The 17,173-nt window shown below is 62.2% G+C and carries 17 protein-coding genes; 8 read left to right on the forward strand and 9 right to left on the reverse strand.

Features of this window, described 5'->3' with window-relative positions:
* The first annotated feature begins 108 nt into the window (after window positions 1–108).
* Both ACQ5ID_RS00565 and ACQ5ID_RS00570 read left to right on the forward strand, forming a co-directional pair.
* The gene (locus ACQ5ID_RS00565; protein ID WP_429910534.1) at window positions 109–1,251 is read left to right on the forward strand and encodes a DNA cytosine methyltransferase; all 1,143 of its coding nucleotides are present in this window, start codon (window positions 109–111) and stop codon (window positions 1,249–1,251) included.
* Window positions 1,248–2,063 carry a NotI family restriction endonuclease gene (locus tag ACQ5ID_RS00570; protein WP_429910535.1) on the forward strand — a complete coding sequence of 272 codons (816 nt, stop codon included), beginning with the start codon at window positions 1,248–1,250 and terminating at the stop codon, window positions 2,061–2,063. The genes ACQ5ID_RS00565 and ACQ5ID_RS00570 overlap by 4 nt, the downstream gene beginning before the upstream one ends.
* A gap of 1 nt (window position 2,064) precedes the next feature.
* Here the strand turns inward: ACQ5ID_RS00570 and ACQ5ID_RS00575 are convergent, their stop codons facing one another.
* Both ACQ5ID_RS00575 and ACQ5ID_RS00580 read right to left on the reverse strand, forming a co-directional pair.
* Window positions 2,065–2,595 (reverse strand): hypothetical protein, encoded by a 531-nt coding sequence (locus tag ACQ5ID_RS00575; protein ID WP_429910536.1) that lies wholly within the window; start codon window positions 2,593–2,595, stop codon window positions 2,065–2,067.
* Window positions 2,592–4,433: an aminopeptidase P family protein gene (locus ACQ5ID_RS00580; RefSeq protein WP_429910537.1), complete on the reverse strand. Its 1,842-nt coding sequence runs from the start codon at window positions 4,431–4,433 to the stop codon at window positions 2,592–2,594. Before ACQ5ID_RS00580 ends, ACQ5ID_RS00575 begins: the two co-directional genes overlap by 4 nt.
* Before the next feature lie 164 nt (window positions 4,434–4,597).
* On the opposite strand from ACQ5ID_RS00580, the gene ACQ5ID_RS00585 reads away from it, so the two are divergent.
* The 3 genes from ACQ5ID_RS00585 to ACQ5ID_RS00595 are packed head-to-tail and all read left to right on the forward strand — an operon-like array spanning window position 4,598 to window position 7,292.
* Window positions 4,598–5,572, forward strand: coding sequence for an ATP-binding cassette domain-containing protein (locus ACQ5ID_RS00585; protein ID WP_429910538.1), 975 nt, complete (start codon window positions 4,598–4,600; stop codon window positions 5,570–5,572).
* Window positions 5,569–6,402 carry an ABC transporter permease gene (locus ACQ5ID_RS00590; RefSeq protein WP_429910539.1) on the forward strand — a complete coding sequence of 278 codons (834 nt, stop codon included), beginning with the start codon at window positions 5,569–5,571 and terminating at the stop codon, window positions 6,400–6,402. Before ACQ5ID_RS00585 ends, ACQ5ID_RS00590 begins: the two co-directional genes overlap by 4 nt.
* Window positions 6,403–6,419: 17 nt before the next feature.
* A complete protein-coding gene (locus ACQ5ID_RS00595; RefSeq protein WP_429910540.1) occupies window positions 6,420–7,292 on the forward strand; it encodes a 50S ribosomal protein L11 methyltransferase in 873 nt (290 codons plus the stop codon).
* On the opposite strand, the gene ACQ5ID_RS00600 is transcribed toward ACQ5ID_RS00595, so the two are convergent.
* The 4 genes from ACQ5ID_RS00600 to ACQ5ID_RS00615 form a co-directional block, all read right to left on the reverse strand.
* Window positions 7,289–7,975, reverse strand: a complete 687-nt coding sequence (locus ACQ5ID_RS00600; RefSeq protein WP_429910541.1) for a hypothetical protein — start codon at window positions 7,973–7,975, stop codon at window positions 7,289–7,291. The genes ACQ5ID_RS00595 and ACQ5ID_RS00600 overlap by 4 nt on opposite strands.
* Before the next feature lie 28 nt (window positions 7,976–8,003).
* Window positions 8,004–9,401 (reverse strand): magnesium transporter, encoded by a 1,398-nt coding sequence (gene mgtE, locus ACQ5ID_RS00605; protein WP_429910542.1) that lies wholly within the window; start codon window positions 9,399–9,401, stop codon window positions 8,004–8,006.
* A 562-nt stretch (window positions 9,402–9,963) separates the two neighbouring features.
* Window positions 9,964–10,611, reverse strand: coding sequence for a TetR/AcrR family transcriptional regulator (locus tag ACQ5ID_RS00610; RefSeq protein ID WP_429910543.1), 648 nt, complete (start codon window positions 10,609–10,611; stop codon window positions 9,964–9,966).
* Between the two features lie 69 nt (window positions 10,612–10,680).
* Complete coding sequence (locus tag ACQ5ID_RS00615) at window positions 10,681–12,984, reverse strand: ATP-dependent helicase (RefSeq protein WP_429910544.1); 2,304 nt, start codon at window positions 12,982–12,984, stop codon at window positions 10,681–10,683.
* A 161-nt stretch (window positions 12,985–13,145) separates the two neighbouring features.
* Here ACQ5ID_RS00615 and ACQ5ID_RS00620 point away from each other — a divergent pair, with 161 nt between their 5' ends.
* Together ACQ5ID_RS00620 and ACQ5ID_RS00625 are read left to right on the forward strand one after the other, a co-directional pair.
* Window positions 13,146–13,391, forward strand: a complete 246-nt coding sequence (locus ACQ5ID_RS00620; RefSeq protein ID WP_429910822.1) for an AbrB/MazE/SpoVT family DNA-binding domain-containing protein — start codon at window positions 13,146–13,148, stop codon at window positions 13,389–13,391.
* The gene (locus ACQ5ID_RS00625; RefSeq protein ID WP_429910545.1) at window positions 13,385–13,744 is read left to right on the forward strand and encodes a type II toxin-antitoxin system PemK/MazF family toxin; all 360 of its coding nucleotides are present in this window, start codon (window positions 13,385–13,387) and stop codon (window positions 13,742–13,744) included. Before ACQ5ID_RS00620 ends, ACQ5ID_RS00625 begins: the two co-directional genes overlap by 7 nt.
* Here ACQ5ID_RS00625 and ACQ5ID_RS00630 read toward each other — a convergent pair.
* Together ACQ5ID_RS00630 and ACQ5ID_RS00635 are read right to left on the reverse strand one after the other, a co-directional pair.
* The gene (locus ACQ5ID_RS00630; RefSeq protein WP_429910546.1) at window positions 13,727–14,455 is read right to left on the reverse strand and encodes an RlmE family RNA methyltransferase; all 729 of its coding nucleotides are present in this window, start codon (window positions 14,453–14,455) and stop codon (window positions 13,727–13,729) included. The genes ACQ5ID_RS00625 and ACQ5ID_RS00630 overlap by 18 nt on opposite strands.
* Window positions 14,452–15,582 carry a Ppx/GppA phosphatase family protein gene (locus tag ACQ5ID_RS00635; protein ID WP_429910547.1) on the reverse strand — a complete coding sequence of 377 codons (1,131 nt, stop codon included), beginning with the start codon at window positions 15,580–15,582 and terminating at the stop codon, window positions 14,452–14,454. The genes ACQ5ID_RS00630 and ACQ5ID_RS00635 overlap by 4 nt, the downstream gene beginning before the upstream one ends.
* A 230-nt stretch (window positions 15,583–15,812) precedes the next feature.
* Here ACQ5ID_RS00635 and hspQ point away from each other — a divergent pair, with 230 nt between their 5' ends.
* Window positions 15,813–16,145: a heat shock protein HspQ gene (gene hspQ / locus ACQ5ID_RS00640; protein ID WP_429910548.1), complete on the forward strand. Its 333-nt coding sequence runs from the start codon at window positions 15,813–15,815 to the stop codon at window positions 16,143–16,145.
* Here hspQ and ACQ5ID_RS00645 read toward each other — a convergent pair whose 3' ends face one another.
* The gene (locus ACQ5ID_RS00645; protein ID WP_429910549.1) at window positions 16,146–17,159 is read right to left on the reverse strand and encodes a fumarylacetoacetate hydrolase family protein; all 1,014 of its coding nucleotides are present in this window, start codon (window positions 17,157–17,159) and stop codon (window positions 16,146–16,148) included.
* Window positions 17,160–17,173: the final 14 nt, after the last annotated feature.

A 17,173-nucleotide genomic window follows, 5' to 3' on the forward strand; every position in this document is an offset into this window, starting at 1 on the left:
GGAACATAAACGGAACATATGGTGCTTTTCGTTAACGAATTCGTTTACCAGTAGGTAGACTCGTTAACTAATTCTGTGATTCTCCTCTCCGAGAGGCGGGACGGCACCATGGCGAGCAAATATACGGCAATCGACTTGTTTTGCGGCGCGGGCGGCCTTTCTGAAGGGCTTCGCCAGGCGGGCTTCCATGTTCTAGCGGGCAACGACTACGATGCCGCTGCCGGAGCGACCTTTGCTCACACCCACCGCGAGGCCAAATTTCTTCCGGGTGCGATTCAGGACATTGATGCGGAAGACTTTCTTCAAGCTGCAGGCTTGAAACGGGGTGAACTCGATTGCCTCGTAGGTGGTCCACCTTGCCAAGCGTTCAGCGTCTACAACCACAAACGTGGCATGCACGACGAACGGAGCCAGCTTTTTCATGAGTATCTAAGGCTCGTAGAGGGCCTTTATCCACGCTGGGTGGTCATGGAAAATGTCACAGGCATTCTGTCGGCTGGCAATGGCGCAGCCGTCGAAGCGATCACCGACGGCTTGAGGAAGCTTGGCTATAGCAACGTTGAATACCGGACACTCAAGGCTGAAGAGTATGGCGTTCCACAGGAGCGCCGCAGGGTGGTGTTTATCGCAAATCGCGTAGGTGCACCGATCGTTTGGCCTGAGCCGACGCACGGGCCGGGCAGGCTGCCGTTTAACACGATCAAGGATGCAATTGGTGATCTGCCGCTACTCGAGAACGGCGAAGATCGAGGTGTGACAAACTACGCCGCAGAGCCATGCAGCCACTTTCAACATCTAGTGCGCGGTGGATCGAATGCGGTTCTCAACCACGCGGCCCCGCGCTTGTCGTCCATCAATATCGAACGGATGCGCCATATTCCGCCGGGCGGCAGCTGGCGCGACATTCCATTCGAGCTTTTGCCGAACGGAATGAAAAAGGCTCGCCGTTGCGACCACACCAAGCGGTACGGGCGAATGAAGTGGGATGGTCTCTCCTGCACCGTGCTCACCAAGTGCGACGTGCATTGGGGAGCTTACATCCACCCAGAGCAAAACCGTTCGATTAGTGTTCGAGAAGCGGCTCGGCTGCAGTCATTTCCTGACTGGTTCGAGTTCTTGGGTTCAAAAACCGAACAATATGTCCAGGTGGGCAACGCGGTTCCGCCCCTGCTGGGTCGCTGCATAGGCGAAGCGATTTTGAGAGCAGATAGCATCTTCACACAACATGAGCGGCTTAGAATTTCAGCGTGAAGAAACCTGAAAGCCCCTTAAAGAGTGTCGCCGAGGTGCTTGGCGCTCCGCCAGAGTTAGGGATGTCTCTTCCCTCTGGGGTGACTTGTCCCTTTGCCGGCTCCGCCTGCATCAAGCGCGGCAAAAGCGATGAACAACCATATCCGGTGTGTTCGGTGTATCAGCGCGCCACTAACACGCCGATTGTGGTTTGCCCCAAACGCTTCAACGAAGTGGATATTATCGCCGACGTAGCGCGGCACGTATGGCCGAATAAAGACGTGGCACGGCTTAAATTAGCGCGCGAAATAAAAATGGACGACTTCGGTAACGTTGATTTTGTACTTTCTGAAATCATGGAAGACGGCGGTGTGAACGACTTTGTTTGCATAGAACTGCAAGCAATTGACATAACAGGAACTGTTAGAGACGCGTACGACGCAATAATATCTGGACACGAAGAAATACCAAAGAAGAGCTTTGGTTTAAACTGGAAAAATGTATATAAGCGATATGTTTACCAGTTGATATCGAAAGGATTTTACAGTCACCACTGGGGAACGAAGATAGTTTCGGTGCTTCAACAAGATGTATATGACTATATAAAGTCTGATGCAAAATTTCCGACTACTAGTGATATTACCTCGGATCAGTCCAATGTAATATTTATGCCTTACAAAATGATGTGGGACGGTGTGCGATACAAGTTAACACTTGGTGACGTCGAAGCTACGCACCACTCGAATTTGCAAGCGGCCATCTTGTATAAAACGCCGCCTGACAGGAAAAAGTTCGTGGCGCGAATTGAAGAGACGTTGCGACGACAGAATTAACTCACCCCACCCTGCGGTAAATCCCGTCAATCCGCACGTCGCCGTCCAGGATGTCGAGATAGGTTCGTATGACCTGTTCGAGCTGGTCAAGCGTTTCGATATCGCAAAAGCCTTCCGGGTCGCGAATGATGCCGGCGGCGGCGAGCTGTTCAGCCGAGAGGATATGGCAATCGGGCTGGTGATAGGTGGTCATGTCCGCATAGACGAAGAGCACGCCATAGGTGATGGCGTCCTGGCGCGGGACTTGCGCGATATAGATATCGCCCGACAGCCGGCGCAGCCTGGCATTCTGGTGCGGGAAGTTTTCCACGTCCGAGCTATAGCGGCGCGAGAAGAAGCCGTAATCGATACGCCCCTGCCACGTGACCCCGCCCCATTCCACGCCCTCTGTATCAAAGGGCGTATGGGTGTATTCGCCCGGCGGCATGGCGCGGGTCGCCTGGCGCGCGCCGATCAGCTCCACCTCGCTGGTAAAGCACCCCGCGAGCATCAGCGCGGGCGCGAGGAGGAGGAGCTGGGCGAGCCTCCTCATACCGGCGCGCAGGCCGCTTTCAGCCAGGTATGCACCTCTGGCTCGCCCGCCACCAGCGGGCCGACTTTCTCCAGCACCTCGCCATGATAGGCATTGAGCCAGTCACGCTCCTGCGCGCTCATCAGGCTCACATCCACCAGAGCGGTGTGGATGGGCGCGAAGGTGAGCGTTTCAAAACCCATCATCGGCCGCTCCCCGCCCGGAATATCCTCCGGCGGGGTGACGACCTGCAGCGTCTCGATGCGGATGCCCCACTTGCCGGTATTATAAAAGCCCGGCTCGTTAGAGAAGATCATCCCCGGTTTGAGCGCGATTGTGTTGGGCGCCTTGGCGATGCGGCCCGGCCCTTCGTGTACGGAGAGATAGCTGCCGACCCCGTGGCCGGTGCCATGGTCATAATCCATCCCCGCCATCCACAAGGGCTGGCGCGCCAGCGCATCGAGCTGTGATCCGGTCGTGCCTTCGGGGAAGCGGATGCGCGCCAGCGCGATATGCCCCTTCAGCACCAGCGTGAAGGCGCGGCGCATGTGGGTGTCCGCCTCGCCGATGGGCACGGTGCGGGTGATGTCAGTGGTACCGTCCGGGTACTGACCACCGGAGTCCACAAGATAAAGCGTGCCGCGCTCCAGCGTGCGCACCGAGTCAGTGGAGACGCGATAGTGCGGCAGCGCGCCGTTCGGGCCCGCGCCGGAAATCGTCTCAAAGCTGATATCGCGAAATTCAGGCAGCGCCCGGCGGAAGGTTTCCAGCTTCACCGCCGCGCTGATCTCGTCTTCATTCCCGGACTGGGCGTCGGTATCCAGCCAGTGGAGGAAGCGCACCATGGCCGCGCCATCGCGGATATGGGCCTGGCGCGCGCCTTCGATCTCCACCGCATTCTTGATCGCGCGCGGCAGGGCCACCGGGTCTGCGCCGCGCTTGATGATCGCGCCGGCTTTTTCAAGCTGGTTGAAGACGTGGGCGCTGGTGATGGCCGGGTCCACGAGCACGGTTTTCCCGGCGAGCGCGGCGAGCGCGGAATCGAAGCTGTCTTCAGATTCGATGGATATCTTGTTGCCGCCCACAGGATAGGCGTCAGAAACCCCTTTTTCGGGGTCGAAAAACCCCGAAATCGACCCATCCGATAGTACGATTGCGCGTCCCAGACCTATCGGGGCGCAAGCGACGTCTCCGCCGCGCAAATTGAGGATCCAGGCCACCGAAATCGGGTCTGACAGCACGGCCGCATCGGCGCCGGCCTCTTTAAGCCCTTGAGAAACCTCATCGAGTTTCTCCTCCACGCTGCGCCCGGCCAAAGAGACGGGGTGGGGATAGATTTTGGCTTTCGGGGCCGCGGGGCGATTTTCCCAGATTCTATCCACCGGGTTCTCGTCAACTATCCGCATGTGGATACCCGCGCGGGCTGCGGCTGCCTCTATCCGCGCAATGGCATCGGGGCTGTGCAGGCGGGCATCATAGCCGATTGTCTCGCCTTTACGGGCATTTGCCGCGATCCAGCCCGCGATTCCGGGCTCCGGGAAGCCCTCGAAGGCGAAGAGTTGTCCATCAACCTGGTCGCGCACCTGCAGGGTATAGCGCCCATCGGTAAAGATGGCGGCTCTATCCCGCATGACAATCGCCGCCCCGGCGCTGCCCGTGAAGCCGGTTACCCATGCCAGACGGTCGGCGCTCGCCGGGACATATTCGTTGTTATACTCGTCCTCATGGGGCACGAGAAAGCCGTCAAGGCCGAGGCGCTCCAGCTCTTTCCTGAGCAGGGGCAAGGCTTTACGGCCATTGGCGGGGCCGCCCTTGGGGGTGAAGGTCTGGATGGTCTCGGGGGGGATAATTTGGGTCATGGGGGCAAGCTAATCCCCCTGTTGGCGGCGATCAATTGGGGCGTGCTGCGGGCCATCTATCCGGCCGGGCGGGGCCTGTCCAAAGCGTAATATTTTTCGGGCTTGTGCGCCGCGCCTTTTGGGCTACACCACCCGGCCCGCGAAGCTTTCAGACGAGCGTGCCGATGACACTCCATGCCATTGAAACTTCTGGAATTTCACGCCGCTTCGGCGAAAAGCGGGCGGTGGACGGTATAAATCTCGAAGTAAGACGCGGCGAGATTTTCGCCGTGCTCGGCCCCAATGGTGCAGGCAAGACCACGCTGGTGCGCATGCTGGCAACGCTTTTACGCCCCTCCGGCGGCAGCGCGCGCGTGCTCGGCCACGATATCGAGCGCGAGGCGCGCGAGGTGCGCCGCAAGATCAGCCTGACCGGCCAATTTGCTTCGGTAGATGAAGACCTTACCGGGTATGAGAACCTGCTTTTACTGTCGCGCCTGTCGGGCCTTAAGGGTACGGACGCGAAGGGCCGGGCGATGGATCTGCTGACCGCGTTCGATCTGGCCGAAGCCGCCGCCAAGCAGGCCAAGGATTATTCGGGCGGCATGCGCCGCAAGCTGGATATCGCCGCCAGCCTGATCCGCCGTCCGGAACTATTGTTTCTGGACGAGCCGACAACCGGGCTTGATCCGCGCTCGCGCAATCAGGTCTGGGACATTGTGCGCGGCCTTGCCGCCAGCGGCACAACCATCCTGCTCACCACGCAATATCTGGAAGAAGCCGACCAGCTCGCAGATGAAATCGCCGTTGTCGATCACGGCCGGATCATCGCGCGTGGCACCAGCGCGGAACTCAAAGCCAAGGTCGGCGGCGGCGTCTTGCAGATCAATCTGGCCAGCGCAGAGCGGCGCGAGGAGGCATCCCGGCTGCTGTCTGACATGATGGTGGGCGAGGTGCGCACGGGCGGCAATGGCGTCTCCCTGAATGTGGATGTGGCCGACCCGGATGCGGGTCTGGCGGCGCTCGGCGCGCTGTCGGCGGCGGGCATCACGCTGACCGGCTATGCCCTTAGCCAGCCCAGCCTTGATGAAGTGTTCTTTGCGCTGACGGGGCGCCCGCCGGAACCGGAGAAAGAGGCAGAGACGGAGGCAGCACAATGAGTGAGACCGTGAAACCTCTTGAGCAAGCCGCCGAGAATGCCGTGCTGTCGGCGCCGGCTATTGCCGCGCGTCCACCCCATGCGGTGTCGGTCAGCCTCACCTATGCGTGGCGGGCGCTGCTAAAGATCAAGCACATGCCCGAACAGCTTTTCGACGTGGTGGTGACGCCCATCATGTTCACGGTGATGTTCACCTATCTGTTCGGCGGCGCGCTGGCGGGCTCGACCGATGCCTATCTGCAATTCCTGCTGCCGGGCATTCTGGTGCAGACGATTGTCTTCACCTCGGTCTATACCGGCTTCACGCTCAATACCGACATTTCCAAGGGCGTGTTCGACCGTTTCCGCTCGCTGCCGGTCTGGTCGCCGGGGCCGATTGCCGGCGCGATGCTGGCCGATGTTTTCCGCTTCACCGCATCGGGCGTCATCGTCTTCATCATCGGTACGCTTATGGGCTACAGGCCAGAGGGCGGGTTCATCGCGGTCATTCCCGCCCTCGCGCTGATGAACGCGTTTGCACTGGGCTTTGGCTGGATCTTCACCGCGCTGGCGCTTTCGGTGCGCACGCCCTCCACGGTGATGACGCTGGCCTGGCTGGTGCTGATGCCGCTCACCTTCGCCTCCAACATCTATGTCGACCCGGCAACCATGCCGGGCTGGCTGCAGGCGATCGTGTCGGTCAATCCGGTCTCGCTGCTTGTCACGGCCATACGCGACATCATGGCTGGCACACCGGACGCAGGCGCTATATTGCTGGCCCTGCTCGCCCCCGGCGTGATGGCGGCCATATTCGGCCCTATCACGATGTGGCTCTACAGACGCGAGCGCTAGCGAAGGAACCCATTGCCATGTCCACACTCTGGCGTCTGCTTGCCATCGGCCCGGCTGCCCCCATGAAGGCCGCCGATGCGGCTCTGGGCGCCATGGAGGACGGGCCGATGCTGTCCTGGTCCTTCTTCGAAGATGGCGGTCCGGACACCTGGCGGCTGGATGTGCTGTTCGCCGACCAGATCAATGTGGACGGCTTTCTGGCCCAGCTGGGACTGGAAGACACCGGCGTGGACGTCCAGTTCGCACCTCTGCCGGAAGAAGACTGGGTGCGGCTCTCGCTGGAGGGTCTGCCGGAAGTGACCGCCGGCCGGTTCGTGGTCTTTGGCGAGCATGCGCGCCGCCCGCTTCAACCCGGCGAGCTGGGCATCGAGATCGAGGCTGGCCCGGCCTTCGGCACCGGCCATCACGGCACCACCAAGGGCTGCCTCATCGCGTGCGACCGGCTGGAGCGTGAGGGGCTGAAAGTCGCCCGCGTGCTGGATCTGGGCTGCGGCACGGGAGCGCTTGCCATCGCGGCGGCGCTGGTCTGGTCCAATGCCGATGTGCTGGCGACCGATATCGACCCCGAAGCGGTGGCGGAAACCGAGATCAACAATGCCAAGAACGGTGTGGCCGAGAGAATCCAGGCCATCACCGCAGACGGGTTTGACCATCCCGCCTTCGAGGGCGCGGTGTTTGACCTGATCTTCGCCAACATCCTTGCCGGCCCCTTGCAGGAGCTGGCGCGCGCGCTGTCGGAGCGGCTGGCCCCTGAAGGCCGCGCCGTGCTGTCCGGCCTGCTGGAAGAGCAGATCGGTGCAGTGGAGGCCGCCTACCGGCAGGCAGGTCTTGTCACCGCCAATACCGACATTATCGATGAATGGGCGATCCTCACGCTGAAAGCGGGCTAGAACTCCACGGCGAAGCCAACGGTGAGCCAGTCGGCCCGCTCACCATCGAGATTGCGCCCATAGACGATATCGAGAGCAACATTGCCGTCGAACAGGAAGGGGCGGATACCGGCCTGCCATCCGGGGCGGTCATTCTCCGTGCCGAACACCTCGCCTATCAGTTCCAGCCGGTCGTGGGCCATCACTTGCGCGGCCACGCCCCACACGCCCACGGTCTCGTTCTCGGTGAGGTCGCGCTCCACGCCCGCATTGACATGCAGGTTGAGGCGCTCATTGACCGGCACCGACAGCGGCACCACGGCATAGATCGTGTCGGCATTGCGGATCACACCGGCATGGCCGCTGCCCACTGACAGGGCGAGGCCGTAGCCATGCTCGTCAATATCGCGCAAGGCGATCTTGGCCGCAGGCGCGAAAGTGGTGGCCCACTCCCCGTCTGCGCGCCGGCTCTCCATGGTCAGCTCGAACTCGATGAAGGGCAGAGCTTCAAGGGTAAAGCCCGGCGAGACGAGGTAGACCCGGTCACCATTATTGGCAAACGAGCTCCAGGTTTCGAGCTTGAACATGCCCGGCGTTGCAATGCCGGCATCGTCCACCGCATAGGGGCCGCCATTGGCAAAGCTTGCGGGCATGGCGGAAAGGCTCAGCGTCAGAGCGCTGATAGCAAAGAGACATTTTTTCATCGGTCTTGTTCCTTTTGATTGGGACCGGTCATGCCGCCGCGGCGGGCAGATCAAGAAGGGCGGTGGCAATGGAGAAATAGATCAGCACGCCTGCCGCATCGGCGATGGAGGTGATGAGCGGTGCACTGGCCGCTGCCGGATCAAGCTTCATCCGTGACAGGATGAAGGGAAGGCTCATCCCGATGATAGAGCCGACCAGCACGATCACCACCATGGAGAGGGACACGACAAGCGCCACTTCGGGGCCGCCACGGACAACGCCGATAGCAGATACTGCAATGGCCATGGTGATACCGAGCAGAAGCGCGACAAAGCTCTCACGCCCGATCATCTTGCCCCAGTCGGAAAGTTTCACATCTCCCACCGCAAGGCCCCGCACCATCAGCGTGGCGGCCTGTGAGCCGGCATTGCCGCCGGAGTCGATCAGCAAGGGCAGGAAGAAGACCAGCGCCACATAGGCCATGATCGTGTCTTCGAAATAGGCGATGCCTGCGCCGGAGAAGATGTTGCCGAAGACCAGCAGGACCAGCCAGACGATACGCATCCGGTAGAGCACGAAGGTGGAGGCGGTGCGCACATTGGTGATGCGCTTCATGCCGGGCACATAGCCCTTCTGGTCGCTGCCTACATCCTGAACACCACCGGCGCGGTAGAAGTCCTCGGTGGCTTCGGCCACCTGCACGTCCATCGCGTCGTCGGCGGTGATGATGCCGACCAGCGCATCCCCACCATTGATGACCGGAATGGCCAGAAGGTCATACTGGGCGATCTTGCGGGCCGCCTCTTCCTGGGACTCGTTGGCCCGCACGAAGATGACCTCGCGTACCATGATGTCACCGACCAGAGCCTCGTCCGGCTCGGTCAGCAGGTCACGCAAGGAAACCACGCCAATCAGGCGGCGGTCCTCATCGACCACGTAGGAATCGTAGATCGTCTCCTTGTTGGGGGCCTCGCGGCGCAGCTTGGCGATGGCCTCCACGGTGGTGAGGTCTGCTTTCAGCGTGGCGTAGTCCGAGGTCATTATCGCCCCGGCCGTGCCTTCGGCGTAGGCCGAGAGCTTGCGGATATCCTCACGGTCGGCGCGCGCCAGCACGGGCAGAAGCCGGTCCTGCAGCTCCTTGGGCAGGGCGTTGAAGAGGTCGGCCCGCTCGTCAGGCGACATCGCCGTAACGAGCGCTGCGAGCGCGTCACGCTCCATGGCGAGCGCCGTTTCGGCCTGCATGTCGGCAGGCAGATAACCGAAGACTTCGGCCGCCGTTTCCACGCCGAGCGCGGCCAGCACACGGGCCACTTCCTCAGGGCTCAGCGAGCCGATGGCATTGGCGATATCAGCCGGGTGAAGGCTCGCCAGAGCCGTCTTGATGGACGCGGTATCGTTATTGTTCAGAAAGTCGCGGATTGCTGCCGCGATGTGATTATTCGTCATGTCAGAACCTCCTGACAGGGCGTTGCAACAGGCCCGTCAGAAGACTGTCAGAGGCGCACCGGCCTCCTCGACATGAGAAGGTCAGCGCGCGCCGGACATCCCGCCACGGGCGCAAATCTCGGATTGGTCGCGCAGGCCGCCACGTCCTGTGGGACGCATCACGGCCCGCCTACTCGACGGATCGTCCATGACATGGCCTCCCTGCCTGCCGGCAAGCCCGCATCAGGTGCATGCGCGACGCGCGTGCAGCGGACCTTTTGCGGCCCGGCACACAGATGATAACGAAGCGAGACGAGATTGGTTCTCACACCCGCGCGAATGTCTGACCCACTTGGTCATCAAACGCGGGTCGATCAGACGGAAACGCGGGTCCTGAAAAGGACAAGCCGCAGCCGGATCACCCGGCGTCTAAAGGCCGGAGGGCGTTGAGTTGAGTCCAGTTCTACTGGAACTGCCGTCCATCAAAGTGTCCTTGATTGCCGCCTGCCAGAAGCAGGCGGGCTGGGGCATAACCCCGGCTTGCACGCGGCGTCAACCCCGGCTTCAAGACATTTGCGTGAAATCAGACCGGTTTGAGGATCAGTTCCAGACAGGCATCGATATGCGCCTCGATCTGGCGGGCATCGATCGAGTTCCGCCCCGTGAGAATTTCATATTCCGGGGCCAGCACGATCGGCAGTGAGAACGCGCCTGACAGCACGAACATCAGATGCGTCGGATCACCCGCCGCAATCAGTCCCTCGCCCTGCGCAGACTTAATAAGATCAATGATCTTGTCGTTGAGCGGCTTCTGGTGCGTGGCGATCAGCCATTCCAGGCGGGGCGTGCGTTCCGCCCCCTCCTGCAACAATAGCCGCATATGCTCCGGATACGCGGCCAGCGTGGCGATATGGGCGCGGATGGCCGCCTTGTAGAAGGGCAGGCCGGCAAGGCCCTCCGTGCTTTCCATCTCGCCGTCCAGATGCGCGTTGACGCGCGCATAGAGCCGTTCAACCGCCGCTTCCCACACGCCCTGCTTGGACTTGAAATGATACATGATGAGCGGCACCGGCGCACCGCAGGCGCGCGCCACATCGCTGACCGACGCACCGGCAAAGCCGCGCTGGGCAAATAGCGGTATCGCCGCATCGAGGATGCGGCTCTGCGTCGCCTCTCTCTGGGCCTCGCGCTCATTCTGGCGGGCGGGCCGCAGCTGTGTTTTCGTGCTCATGGGCAAAGGTTTAGAGCCATTGTGGCGGAAGGTCGATAGTGTGCGCTGGCAACACGCGCGGCCAGGACCTCACGCCTTCTCCACAAAGCTGGACACGACCTTCTTCTCGCCCGCCTTGTCAAAGGCCACCGTCAGCTTGGCGCCATCGGCCACGAGAATACGGCCATAGCCGAATTTCTGGTGGAAGACCCGGTCGCCGCGGGCAAACCCGCCAGCGCCATTGTCCCCGCTCTCGATCAGCCTGGCCTTGCCTTCAATCACGCCGGGATCACGGCGCGAACCGCTCTCCTGGGCTGCCTTGAAGCGCTTCCAGCCGGGGCTGTCATAGGCGGAGCGGAACGGATCGGCAGGCTCTGACACGCCAGCAAAGCCGGGGCCGGCATCGTAATATCCGGTCTCGGATTTGGCTTCGGCATGTTCGGCCGGCAACTCGTCGATAAAGCGCGAGGGCAGGACAGACTGCCAGCGCCCGAAAATCATCCGGTTGGCGGTAAAGGAGATGATAGCGCGCGCGCGTGCCCGCGTGATGCCCACGTATGCGAGGCGGCGTTCTTCCTCGAGGCTCGCCGTGCCGCCCTCATCGAGCGAACGCTGGGAAGGAAACACCGTCTCCTCCCAGCCGGGCAGGAAGACCAGCGGAAATTCCAGCCCCTTGGCGGCGTGAAGCGTCATCAGCGAGACCTCATCGCCGGTTCCGGCCTGATCCAGGTCGGCCACCAGCGAGACATGTTCCAGATAGGCTTCCAGCGTGTCGAACTGGCCCATTGAGCGGACGAGTTCTTTCAGGTTATCCAGACGGCCTGCGGCCTGCGGGCTCTTGTCCTCGCGCCACATCGCCGTATAGCCGCTTTCATCGAGGATGATCTCGGCCAGCTCGTCATGGCGCATGGCGTCCAGCTGTCCGCGCCAGCGCTCCACATCGCGCAAAAACACCTGAAGGCCCGTGCGCGCCTTGCCGCGTATCTCGTCGGTCTGGACCATCAGGCCAGCCATCTCACTCATCGAGACACCGGCAGAGCGGGCGGCCGAGGCGATCTTCTGCACGCTGGTCTCGCCAATCCCGCGCTTGGGAACATTCACGATCCGCTCGAACGCGAGATCGTCTTCGGGCGAGCGCACAAGGCGCATATAGGCGTGGGCATCGCGTATCTCGGCGCGTTCGAAGAAGCGCGGCCCGCCAATGACCTTGTAGGGCAGGCCCAGCATGATGAAGCGGTCTTCAAACGCCCGCATCTGCCAGGAGGCGCGCACCAGAATGGCGATATCGTTGTGCTGGTTACCGGCGCGGACAAAAGCCTCGATCTCGTCGGCGACAAAGCGCGCTTCGGCCTCGCCGTCCCACAGCCCTCGCACCTGGACCTTTTCGCCGGGATCATCCTCGGTCCACAGCGTTTTGCCGAGGCGCGCACGGTTGGACTTGATGAGCCCGGAGGCGGCACCCAGAATATGGCCCGTGGAGCGGTAATTGCGCTCCAGACGGATCACGGTCGCGCCGGGAAAATCGGTCTCGAAGCGCAAAATGTTGTCCACCTCCGCGCCGCGCCAGCCATAGATGGACTGGTCGTCATCGCCCACGCAGCACACATTGCCCGACCCGCGCGCGAGCAGGCGCAGCCATAGATACTGGCAGACATTCGTGTCCTGATATTCGTCCACGAGGAGATAGCGGAAGCGCTTGTGGTAGAGCGCCAGCACATCGGCATGCTCGGTGAAGATGGTCAGATTGTGCAGCAGCAGATCGCCAAAATCACAGGCATTGAGGACTTTGAGCCGCTCCTGATAGAGCCGGTAGAGCACATCCGCCTTGCCGTCCGCGAAGGTCCAGCGATCATCCTCGCCCAGCTTTTCCGGGCGGATACCACGGTTCTTCCAGCCATCGATGAGGCTGGCGAGATGGCGCGGCGTCCAGCGCTTCTCGTCAATGCCTTCAGCCTGCAGGATCTGCTTGATCAGGCGCAGCTGGTCATCGGTATCAAGGATGGTGAAGGAGGATTTCAGCCCCACCAGCTCGGCATGGCGGCGCAATATCTGCGCGGCGATGGAGTGGAAGGTGCCAAGCCAGGGCAGCCCCTCCACCGCCTCGCCGATGATCGCGCCGACGCGCTCCTTCATCTCGCGCGCGGCCTTGTTGGTGAAGGTGACCGAGAGGATTTCCCAAGGGTTTGCCCGGCCCGTCGCGAGGATATGAGCCAGCCGCGTGGTCAGAACACGCGTCTTGCCTGTGCCCGCGCCTGCCAGCACCAGAACCGGGCCCTCAATCGCTTCCACCGCCGCGCGCTGCTCGGCGTTGAGCCCCGCCAGATAGGCAGGCGTTGCTCCGCCGCCGGAGGGCGGGCGGGCAGAGGCCTGCTGGGAAAGGGGTATGGAGCTCATGGGCGCGCTTTGGACGGGTCTCGGATACGATTCGGGGGTTCGGTTCTCCAAGCTAGCACGCACACGCCCGCGTTACAGGGCGCGATGTGCGGGTGGGGTGGCAGTGCTTCACCAAAAATGATATCCTAATGATATCTTGAAAGGAACGTGGTAACGTGGTGATGAAAGCGCTGATCGGCAAATGGGGGCAGTCACAGGCGGTGAGGCTGCCCAAGGACATTTCTGACCAGCTGCGCCTGAAGGCTGGCGACGAGGTGGAAATGGAGCTGGTGAACAACCAGCTCGTCATCACGCCCGTCAAACGCCCGGCCAGGCTCGACCCCGACGCTCTGTTTGCACAGATGGAACAATGTGATCCGCCAGCAGAAATTGACTGGGGACCAGCGCGCGGGGCCGAGGCTTGGTAACGCAGCCGCCCGCTTTCCAGCCCGGCGATCTGGTCTGGCTGGAGTTCGCCGATGCCTCCGGCCACGAACAGGAGGGGCGGCGGCCCGCCGTGGTGGTGTCAGCGGGTGGGTACAATGCCCGCTCCAGCCTGATCCTCGTCTGCCCGGTGACCAGCAGCGACAAGCCGTGGCCCTTCAAGGTGAAGCTGGCCGGTGAGACAGGCGGACTTGACGGCTACACGCTGGTTGATCAGGTCCGCGCGGTAGACCCCGATGCCAGACACGCCCGCAAGGCTGGCGAGGTCAGCGGCGCTTGCCTTGCCGATATCCGGGCGAGGCTTGCTGTCGTGCTGGGCTTATCCCCGGAATCCTAGCGCCACGAGATAGGTCTCCGAGCTGTCGGCGCGGCTGGCGGCGGGTTTGGCGTGCTTCACCTTGTCAAAGCGCGGTTTCAGCCGCGCGAGAATTTCGCTCTCGGTGCCGCCCTGAAACGCCTTGGCGATGAAGGCACCGCCCGGCTTCAAGGTCTCCAGCGCGAAGTCTGCCGCCGCCTCGACCAGGCTGACGATGCGCAAATGGTCGGTGCTCTTGTGTCCGGTGGTCCAGGGGGCGAGGTCTGACATGACGAGGTCTGCCGGCCCGCCAAGTGCCTCTTTGACGGCTTCCGGCGCGCCCGGATCGGTGAAGTCCATCGTCATCAGGACCGCGCCCGCGATGTGATCCATCTCCAGCAGATCAATGCCGACAACATGGCTGGCGCCGCGTTTGAGCGCCACCTGCACCCAGCCGCCCGGCGCCGCGCCGAGATCGGCAATGCGCATGCCGGGCCTTAACAGCCCGAATTTCTCGTCCAGCTCGATCAGCTTGTAGGCTGCGCGCGAGCGATAGCCTTCGGCCTTGGCCCGCTGCACATAAGGGTCGTTGAGCTGGCGCTCCAGCCAGCGCTGGGAGGAGACTTTGCGCTTCTTGGCGGTCTTTACCCGCTCGTGAAACTGCTTGTCAGCGCGCTTGCTGCCGCCCGCCGTTACCGGGCCGGAGCGTCTGCGGCGCTTTTCCTCGGGCGGATCTTCATCCTTGCTGCTCACGATGGCGCTCCTGCACTGGTCTTGCCCCGCCCACGCGATTTGCGGCCACGGCGGCCGCGCTTGCGCCTTGGATAGATCAGATTGAGCAGAAGACCTTCGCGAAGCCCCCTGTCGCCGACCCGCAGGCGCGGCACCGGCCATCCATCCATCACCGATTCCAGTATCGCGCAACCGGCCACGACCAGATCGGCCCGCTCAGTGCCGATACAGCCCTCGCCCGCGCGCCCGGCTGCATCCTTGGTCGACAGCCGGTCACAGGCGGCGCGGGCCTCATGGGCTTCCATCCACGAGCCGTCCACCTGGTTGCGGTCATAGCGCACCAGATTGAGGTGGACCCCGGCCACCGAGGTCACCGTGCCCGATGTACCCACCATATGCGCCCTGCCCTGCTCGAACAGCGGGCGCAAGCGGCGCGCGCCTTTGGGAATCCGCGTTTCCTTGCGCACTTCAGCCTTCATGGCCTCATACCAGGCGCGGCGCTCTTCGGGGGTGGCGTTTTCCGGTTCGGGGCAGCGCTCTGACAGGGTGACGACACCCAGCGGAATGGTGGTCCAGCCACGAATGCCCGGACGGCCGGCATCGGGATAACCGCCACGCTCACGCCACTCGGCCAGATCCAGCCAGCACAGCTCGGTAGAGCCGCCGCCAATATCGACCACCACGGCCGCGTCAAAGCTGTCATCAAGCAGGTCAAGACTGCCCTGTACGGCCAGGCGCGCTTCTTCCTCGGGCGAAATGAGATCCAGCTTCAGGCCGGTCTCGCGCTCCACCCGGTCGAGGAAGTCCTGACCGTTGGACGCCATGCGGCAGGCTTGCGTGGCAACCGCGCGCAGCCGCGTCACCTTGCGGCGTTCCAGCTTCTGCGCACACACCGCCAGCGCCTCGACAGCGCGGTCCATCGCCTCGTCGGACAGGACGCCGCTGGCACCCAGCCCCTCGCCCAGCTTCACAATGCGTGAAAAGCTTTCCACCACGCGAAAACCGCGATGGGCGCGCTTGGCCATCAGCATACGGCAATTATTGGTGCCAAGGTCTATCGCGCCATAGATCACGTCATGGCGGGCACGGCCTTTGGACGTATTGCGCGAATCGGTCCCCGGACGGGCACCGGGGTCATGCGTATCCATGAACTGTACGGTCCTGCTGACCGGACTGACTGGCAGGGCGCGCAACCCTTCGGCGCGCAGCCCGTTGCCTGACAAGGCCGGTCTGGTTCGTGTGTTGAAGACAATGATAACATGATCGTGACAGGATGACAGATATTAAGCCGCGCCTTGTGACATGCAGCGCAAGGCTTGGCCTGGCAGACATATGCCTTACCTCACGCGTAGGGCATTATGAAAAAAGAGGTCATCCCGTGCGCAGCGCGCAATTTGCCATTGGCGATGTTGTCCGGCACCGGCTCTTCCCCTTCCGGGGCGTCGTGTTCGACGTCGACCCGCAATTTGCCAATACGGAAGAATGGTGGCTGTCGATTCCGGAGCGCATACGCCCCCACAAGGACCAGCCCTTCTACCATGTGCTCGCAGAGAATGAGCAGAGCTACTACACGGCCTATGTCTCCGAGCAGAACCTGCTGCCCGACGCGCATAATGGTCCTGTCGGCCACCCGGAAGCGGCCGCCGTATTCGAAGGCTTTGATGGCACACGCTACAAGGTGAAGGCGGAGATCGCGTCGAAAGCGAACTAGCTATTTCTGGTAGCGCACGACTTCCTGCTCGATGGCACCGAAGATCGACTTGCCATTCTTGTCGCGCATGTCGATGCGGATCGTGTCGCCGGGCGTCATGAAGGGGGTTTTCGGCTTTCCATCATTGATCGTCTCGATCATGCGGATTTCCGCGATGCACGAATAGCCCTTGCCGCCTTCGCTGACCGGCTTGCCCGGACCGCCATCCTGTTTGTTAGACACGGTACCAGAGCCGATGATGGTGCCTGCCGTCACGGGCCGCGTCTTGGCCAGATGGGCGATAAGCTCTGGAAAGCCGAACGTCATGTCGACACCGGCATCCGGCTCGCCAAAAAGCTGGCCATTATACTGCGAGCGCAGGGGCAGAGAGAGGCGCGCACCGTCCCACGCTTCGCCCAGCTCGTCCGGCGTCACGGCGACGGGTGAGAAGGCGGTGGGCGGTTTGGACTGGAAGAAGCCGAAGCCTTTTGCCAGCTCGCCCGGAATGAGGCCGCGCAAGGACACATCATTGCAGATCATCACGAGGCGGATTGCCTTTGCCGCTTCATCGGCCGTGCAGCCCATAGGCGCATCACCAGTGATGACGGCTACCTCGCCTTCAAAGTCGAGACCCCAGGCGTCATCGCCAAGCGGGATGGGCGCGCGCGGTGCCAGGAAGGCGTCTGATCCGCCCTGATACATCAAAGGATCGGTCCAGAAGCTCTCGGGCATTTCCGCGCCGCGCGCTTTCCTGACCAGTTCCACATGGTTCACATAAGCCGAGCCATCGGCCCACTGATAGGCACGCGGCAGCGGAGAGAGCGCGTCGTGCTCGTGGAAGCGCTCGCGCGGAATGGTCTCGCGGTGCAGCTCGTCCGACAGGGTTTCCAGCTTCGGGGCAGCCACGTCCCAGTCATCCAGCGCGGCCTGCAGGGTGGGCGCGATATGGGAGGCGTCGGTGCACCAGGCGAGGTCTTTCGAGACGACGACCAGCTTTCCATCGCGGGTGCCGTTTTCAAGGCTGGCGAGTTTCATGGGCGCGCTTCCTT

The sequence above is a fragment of the Glycocaulis sp. genome (assembly GCF_050485565.1).
Classification (GTDB): domain Bacteria; phylum Pseudomonadota; class Alphaproteobacteria; order Caulobacterales; family Maricaulaceae; genus Glycocaulis.